Source organism: Phenylobacterium sp. CCH9-H3, assembly GCF_001557235.1.
In the GTDB taxonomy this organism is placed as follows: Bacteria; Pseudomonadota; Alphaproteobacteria; order Caulobacterales; family Caulobacteraceae; genus Phenylobacterium.
The window spans coordinates 1-6,031 of sequence record NZ_LSJI01000066.1 but is presented as its reverse complement, the minus strand read 5'-3'; the positions used below and the strand labels follow the sequence as shown (position 1 = coordinate 6,031).

At 68.1% G+C, this 6,031-nt stretch carries 5 protein-coding genes and 1 pseudogene; 3 read left to right on the top strand and 3 right to left on the bottom strand.

What is annotated here, in order from left to right; genetic code table 11:
* Positions 1–29 precede the first annotated feature (29 nt).
* Together AX721_RS06020 and AX721_RS06015 are read left to right on the top strand one after the other, a co-directional pair.
* Complete coding sequence (locus AX721_RS06020) at positions 30–734, top strand: TonB-dependent receptor plug domain-containing protein (protein ID WP_231754703.1); 705 nt, start codon at positions 30–32, stop codon at positions 732–734.
* Positions 671–1,438: pseudogene (locus AX721_RS06015) on the top strand (IS256 family transposase); the annotation flags it as partial. The gene AX721_RS06020 and the pseudogene AX721_RS06015, both read left to right, overlap by 64 nt.
* A gap of 207 nt (positions 1,439–1,645) precedes the next feature.
* On the opposite strand, the gene AX721_RS06010 reads toward AX721_RS06015, so the two are convergent.
* Genes AX721_RS06010 through AX721_RS28735 form a run of 3 tightly spaced genes read right to left on the bottom strand, consistent with a single transcriptional unit; the run spans position 1,646 to position 2,894 of the window.
* A complete protein-coding gene (locus tag AX721_RS06010; protein ID WP_068875114.1) occupies positions 1,646–2,224 on the bottom strand; it encodes a recombinase family protein in 579 nt (192 codons plus the stop codon).
* Entirely contained in the window at positions 2,218–2,604 is a 387-nt protein-coding gene (locus AX721_RS06005; protein ID WP_369796625.1) for a type II toxin-antitoxin system VapC family toxin, read from the bottom strand. Before AX721_RS06005 ends, AX721_RS06010 begins: the two co-directional genes overlap by 7 nt.
* The gene (locus AX721_RS28735; RefSeq protein ID WP_082765477.1) at positions 2,487–2,894 is read right to left on the bottom strand and encodes a type II toxin-antitoxin system VapB family antitoxin; all 408 of its coding nucleotides are present in this window, start codon (positions 2,892–2,894) and stop codon (positions 2,487–2,489) included. The genes AX721_RS06005 and AX721_RS28735 overlap by 118 nt, the downstream gene beginning before the upstream one ends.
* A 149-nt stretch (positions 2,895–3,043) precedes the next feature.
* On the opposite strand from AX721_RS28735, the gene AX721_RS06000 reads away from it, so the two are divergent.
* Positions 3,044–5,980 (top strand): Tn3 family transposase, encoded by a 2,937-nt coding sequence (locus AX721_RS06000; RefSeq protein WP_068875115.1) that lies wholly within the window; start codon positions 3,044–3,046, stop codon positions 5,978–5,980.
* Positions 5,981–6,031: the final 51 nt, after the last annotated feature.

The following is a 6,031-nucleotide window of genomic DNA, read 5'->3' as shown; positions in this document are numbered from 1 at the left end:
ACGACATCGGCCGGCTCGCGGACAAGAACGTGGCCGAGAACCTGGAGCGCCTGCCGGCCATCGGCGTGGCCTACGACCAGGGGGAGGGTCGGTACGTCTCGATTCGGGGCACGCCGTCGGCGCTGAACAACGTCACCCTCAACGGCGTCGAGGTCGGCAACCCGGACGGCGACAGCCGCGCCCTGCCGCTGGACGTGATCAGCGGCCAGCTGCTCGGCCGCCTCGAAGTGCTGAAGGCCGTGACGCCGGACCGCGACGCCCAGGGCATCGGCGGGACGATCAACCTCGTCACCCAGTCGCCGTTCGACCTGCGGCAGGATCGGATCGCGCAGCTCCGGGCCCAGGTCGGGTATCAGGAGTTCAACGAGAAGTTCCCGGTCCAGGGCGATATCACGCTGGGCGGCGTGGTGGGCAACTGGGGCGCCTTGCTGGGCGTCAGCTATTCGCAGCGCAAGTACCGGTCCGACGGCCTGTTTCCGGACGACTGGCGCACCGTCCCGGGCGTGGCGCGGGGTGGCCTGCCGATCAATCTGAAGTACACGAACTACACCCTGGACCGCGAACGCATCGGCGTCAGCGGGACGGTGGAATACAAGCCCTCCGACGACAGCCGGTTCTACTTCCGCGGGCTGTGGTCGCGCTTCACCGAGGACGAGTACCGCCAGCGCAGGCCTTCCTCATCCGGCCGATCGAGGGCGACTGGCCGTATCTCTGGATCGACGCGACCTACGTGAAGGTGCGCCAGGCCGGTCGCATCGTCTCGGTGGCCGTCATCGTCGCGGTGGGCGCCAACGCCGACGGCCGCAGAGAGGTGCTGGGCCTGGACGTCGGCCCCTCCGAGGCCGAGACCTTCTGGACCGACTTCCTGCGCAAGCTCGCCCGCCGCGGCCTGCGCGGCGTCAAGCTGGTCGTCTCCGACGCCCACGAAGGGATCAAGGCGGCAGTCTCCAAGGTGCTCTCCTGCACCTGGCAGCGCTGCCGGGTCCACTTCATGCGCAACGTGCTCGCGCACGCCGGGCGCAGCGGCCGCCGCGTCGTCTCCGCCTTCGTCGCCACCGCCTTCGCCCAGGACGACGCCGAGGCGGCCCGCCTGCAATGGCGCCGGGTGGCCGACCAGCTCAGGCCCAAGCTGCCCAAGCTCGCCGGCTATCTGGACGAAGCCGAGACCGATGTCCTGGCCTACATGACCTTCCCGCCCGCCCACCGCGCCAAGCTGCACTCCACCAACCCGCTGGAACGCCTCAACGGCGAGATCAAGCGCAGGACCGAGGTCGTGGGGATCTTCCCCAACGAGGCCGCCATCGTCCGCCTGGTCGGCGCCATCCTGCTCGAACAGAACGACGAATGGGCCGTCCAGCGCTGCCGCTACATGACCCTGGAAAGCGTCTCAGCCTTGGGCGATGATCCGCTCGTCAGCCTGCCCATCCTGGCCGCCTGACCGATCCGGCCCCGCCGGAGATCGCGGTGATCACGCCGCCGAAGCTACACCACGGCTAGGGACACGATCGATCAAGGTCCTTCTTGGCCGGTCCTTCGTACCGGTGCAGTGAAGACCGCGGCCTCAGTCGGATGGGTCTGAGCGCATGAGCAAATGTGGGTCCACGCATCCGTGGCGGCGTACTCGAAGATCCCGGAGAGATCGTGATCAGGCTTCAAGGCGCGCCTCCAGGCGGCGTTCGGCGATGATGCGCGACACGGTGGGTTGGCTGACCCGATAAAGCCGGGCCATCTCAGCGGCCGACTTCCGGCCTGACAGGACGCTGTCGGCGATCTCCGCGCGCTGGGCCTCGGTCAGCTTGCGTCGGCGACCGCCCACGCGACCTTCCGCCCGCGCCAGGGCGAGCCCGGCGCTGGTGCGCTCGCGGATCATCGCCCGCTCGAACTCCGCGAAGCTGCCGACCATTTGCATCATCATCCGTCCAGCCGGTGTCGTCGTATCGATGGCTTCGGTCAGCGACCGGAAACCGACGCCGGCGTCCTCGATCCGCTCCATGAGATGCAGCAGGTCCTTCAACGATCGGCTCAGCCGGTCGAGCTTCCAGACCACGACAAGGTCGCCTTCACGAAGGTGCCGCAGCATGTCCTGCAGTACCGGCCGGTCCCAACGCCCACCGGACGCCGCCTCTTCGAAGATGCGCTGGCAGCCGGCCGCCTTCAGCGCCTTGGCCTGCAGGGCGTTGCACTGCTCGTCGCCCTTCGAGACCCGGGCGTAGCCGATCAGCATGCCGCCTCCAGGTCGGCGCGGCTGAAATCGTCGCCCTTGAACAACAACGGCTCGCCCATCTCCCTGGCCAGGGCGTAGCGGAAGCAATCGCCGTCGTTGAGGCCGGCGGGATGACCGGTCCCCTTGCCGAAGCGGTCATGGGCGTCGAGCGCGAGGCGCGCTTGCGCCTCGGTCACGGGTTCGATCTGCACCGCAAAGAGCTTCAACATCCCATCGAACGCCTGTCGCCGCTGGGCGTCCGCGTCTCGCCGCAGCACGATCCCTACTTCGACCAGGCTGGCCGCGGACAGCCGGCAGGTCTTCGCAAGCGCCATGCGGGACAGGAAATCCGCCGCTTCCGGCGCGTTGAACAGGATGGCGACGACCGCCGAGCTGTCGATGACCATGGTCCGCCCTGAGTGCGGAAGACCTTGGTCGTCATAGAGAAACGCCGTGCGGTCCCACCTTGATAAGCGGCGGGATCGGCGGCGCGCACGAGTCCCAGGATCCGCTCCACCTTGGCCCGCTGGGCGGGCTTCAGCTTGGCGGCGCGCGGTCTGGTCCGCGCCTTGGGCTCGCGCGCCAGTTCAGCGCGCAGCGCCGCGGCCACCACCTCCTCGACGCTCTGACCCCGCAGGGCGGCGAGCTGGTTCGCCATCGCCTCGATCTCCGGATTGGCTTTGATCGGCATCGAGCGCAACTTTCACAAACGAGCGTTTTCGGAAGCTTCCGCCGTGATCGTGACCGGCGAGGCGGCGCCTCTTCCATAACCCTCTTTCATTACGCTAGCGTATGGCAAGCCGTTTTTGATCGAGGTTGGCGATGCCGGCGCGCGTGCCCATGACCGAGCGCCAACGCGAAGCGCTCCTGGCTCTCCCCGACACCGAGGACGCGGTCGTCCGTCATCATAGCCTGAATGCAGCCGACCTCACCGCAATCGCCGCGGCGCGGACGCCGGAGACCCGGTTGAGCTACGCGCTCCAGCTCTGCTGCCTCCGCTATCCGGGTCGAAACCTCCGGCGCGGCGAGCTGCTGCCGGCCGTCATGTTGGACTATATCGCCGAACAGATCAGCGTCGATGCCGGCGTGATCGCCGGCTTCGCTCGGCGCGGGCCGACCCGTTACGAGCAGCTCGCCGCGATCAAGACGCACCACGGCTTCCAGGATCTGACCCAGCCCGGCCGGGCCGAGATCAAGGTTTGGCTCCGGGCGGAGGCGATCGGCCTGACCGACGGACGCCTGCTGCTCGATCGGCTGATTGCGAGATTCCGTGCCGAGAAGATCATCATCCCGGGCGTCACCGTGATCGAGCGTATGGCGGCCGAGGCGATGCATGCCGCCGACCTCGACGTCATTGGCCAGGTCAGAGCGCGCCTTACCGCCGCCCAACGCGAGAGCCTTGACGCCATCCTCTCCGAAAAGACCCATGCTCGCCAATCGCGGCTCGCCTGGCTGCGCGAGCCAGTCGCCAAGGTCGGCGGTCGCTCGCTGTTGGCGATCCTCGACAAACTTGACCTGATACGCGCGACGGGCGCTCCAGAGCTCCAATTGCCGGAGGTGCTCCAACCGCGACTTGGCCAGATGGCGCGCGAGGGCGTGCGGTCCACTGCACAAGCTTTCCAACAGATGGGGCCGGCCAGACGCCATGCAGCCTTGGTCGCGACGCTGCGCGAGTTGGAGGTCACCCTGACCGATGCGGCGCTCGACATGTTCCGCGCCCTCGTCGCCCGCGCCAATCTTCGGGCGCGGAAGCGGCTCGAAGAAGCGATTGCGGCGTCGGCGGACGGCGGTCGTGAACGCCTGCTGCGCATCGCCGATGTGCTGGACGCCCTGACCAAGGCCGCCCGAAGCGGTCGTGACGTCACTGAGGCGGTCACGACGGTCGCCGCCTTGGAGGTCATCGAGGCGGACGCCGCGCTCATCCGTCGGATGACGAGACCCGGTCGTCCCGACGCCCTCGGCGAACTCGGACCAGAATATAAAGTGTTCAAGCAGGTCGGGAGCCGGTTCCTGGCGAGTTTCACGTTCGAAGGACGCGCGTCGACGGCCCCGCTTCGCGCGGCCTGCGAAGCGCTCCTCGCTCTGGACGGGGATCGGCGGAAACCGCTGCCTGCGAACTTGCCCTTGGGCCACATCGCGCGCCGCTGGCTCCCGCACGTCGCCCGGCGCGACGGCGTCGATCGCACCTACTGGGAGCTCGCCACCTATTTCGCCCTCTCGGACGCGCTCGCGGCAGGCGACGTCTGGGTTCCGACCTCGCGTCTCCACCGCTCGCTCGACGTCCTGCTCGGGCCGGCCCAGACCGCCGCGCTTGCTCCCGCGCCGGCGCGCCCCCCGGAGCGGAGGGCGGAGGCTTGGATCGCTACGGCCTCCGAGCAACTCGACGAGGCGTTGTTGGGCTTGTCGCGTGGCCTGTCGGGCAAAGACGCCCGCCTGTTCGCCGGCGACAAGCTGCGTTTCCCCAAAGAGCCCTCCACCGACCTGACCAGCGACGGCGCCAAGCAACTGGCGCTGCGGTCATACGCCCTGCTGCCATCGACGCGGATCACCGACGTGCTCTCGCAGGTCAACCGTTGGACGGGGTTCGTCGACCATTTCGGACGCGTGTCGTCCGGCTTGCCGCCGGATGACGAGAAGGCGTTTCTTGCGGCCTTGATCGCCGAGGCCACCAACCTTGGCCTCTCGCGGATGGCCGAGGTGTGCGGCGTTGCCTCACGGCGTGCGCTGTTGCGCATGCAGACCTGGCATATGCGCGAGGAGACCTTCCGCGCCGCTCTCGGTTGCCTCACCGACGCCATTCACGCAGAGCCGCTATCGGCGTGGTTCGGCGAGGGGGTCCGCGCGTCGGCAGACGGGCAGGCGTTCTACCTCGGCGGGCCGGGCGAGGCCGGCGGCAAGGTCAACGCCCACTATGGCCGGGATCCCATCGTCAAGATCTACACGACGATCACCGACCGTTACGCGCCGCTCCACCAGACGGTGATCGCCGGCACCGCCGGGGAGGCCGTCCACGCGCTCGACGGCATCCTGGGTCACGACAGCGGCGTCGATGTCGCCGCGCTGCATGTGGACGGCGGCGGTGTTTCCGACATCGTCTTCGCCATCATGCACCTGCTGGGGCTCGACTTCGAGCCACGAATCCCGCGGCTGTCCGATCGTCGTCTCTATGCGTTTGAGCCCCGCGCGCGCTACGGCCGGCTCGCGCCGCTGTTCGGCCAGCGGCTCGACGTCGATCTCATCAGGGCGCATTGGGGCGACATTGGTCGCGTGGTCTGCGCTATGCGCGACAGGACCGTTACGCCCTCGCTGATCTTGAAGAAGCTGTCCGCCTATCGCCAGCAGAACAGCCTCGCCGCGGCGCTCCGCGAGGTCGGCCGCGTCCAACGCACGCTCTTCACCGTCCGCTGGTTCGACGACCCGGCGCTGAGGCGGCTTGTCACCGCCGAGCTCAACAAGGGCGAGGCGAGGAATAGCTTGGCACGCGCGGTCGCCTTCCATCGCCTCGGCCGCTTCCGGGATCGCGGGCACGAAAACCAGCAGACCAGGGCCGCCGCGCTGAATCTCGTGACCGCCGCGATCATCCTGTTCAACTGTCGCCATCTTGGCCGGGCGCTCAACGCCATGAGAGCCCGCGGAATGGACATCGACGAGGCGCTGATCCCGCAGCTGTCGCCGCTCGGGTGGGACCACATCAATCTCACCGGCGATTACGTCTGGTCAGATGCGCTCACGCTCGACGCGGACGGCTGCATGCCGTTGAGGCTACCAGCCGAATGACCTCTCGCCAGCGTACCGTATATCGGTGTCCCGATAATGCACTGGGGCCGG

What these genes read in the sequence shown, in the direction of transcription:
- AX721_RS06010 (WP_068875114.1), bottom strand. Translation starts at nt 2,224, where the DNA reads ATGCTGATCGGCTACGCCCGGGTCTCGAAGGGCGACGAGCAGTGCAAC.
- AX721_RS28735 (WP_082765477.1), bottom strand. Translation starts at nt 2,894, where the DNA reads ATGCCGATCAAAGCCAATCCGGAGATCGAGGCGATGGCGAACCAGCTC.
- AX721_RS06000 (WP_068875115.1), top strand. Translation starts at nt 3,044, where the DNA reads ATGACCGAGCGCCAACGCGAAGCGCTCCTGGCTCTCCCCGACACCGAG.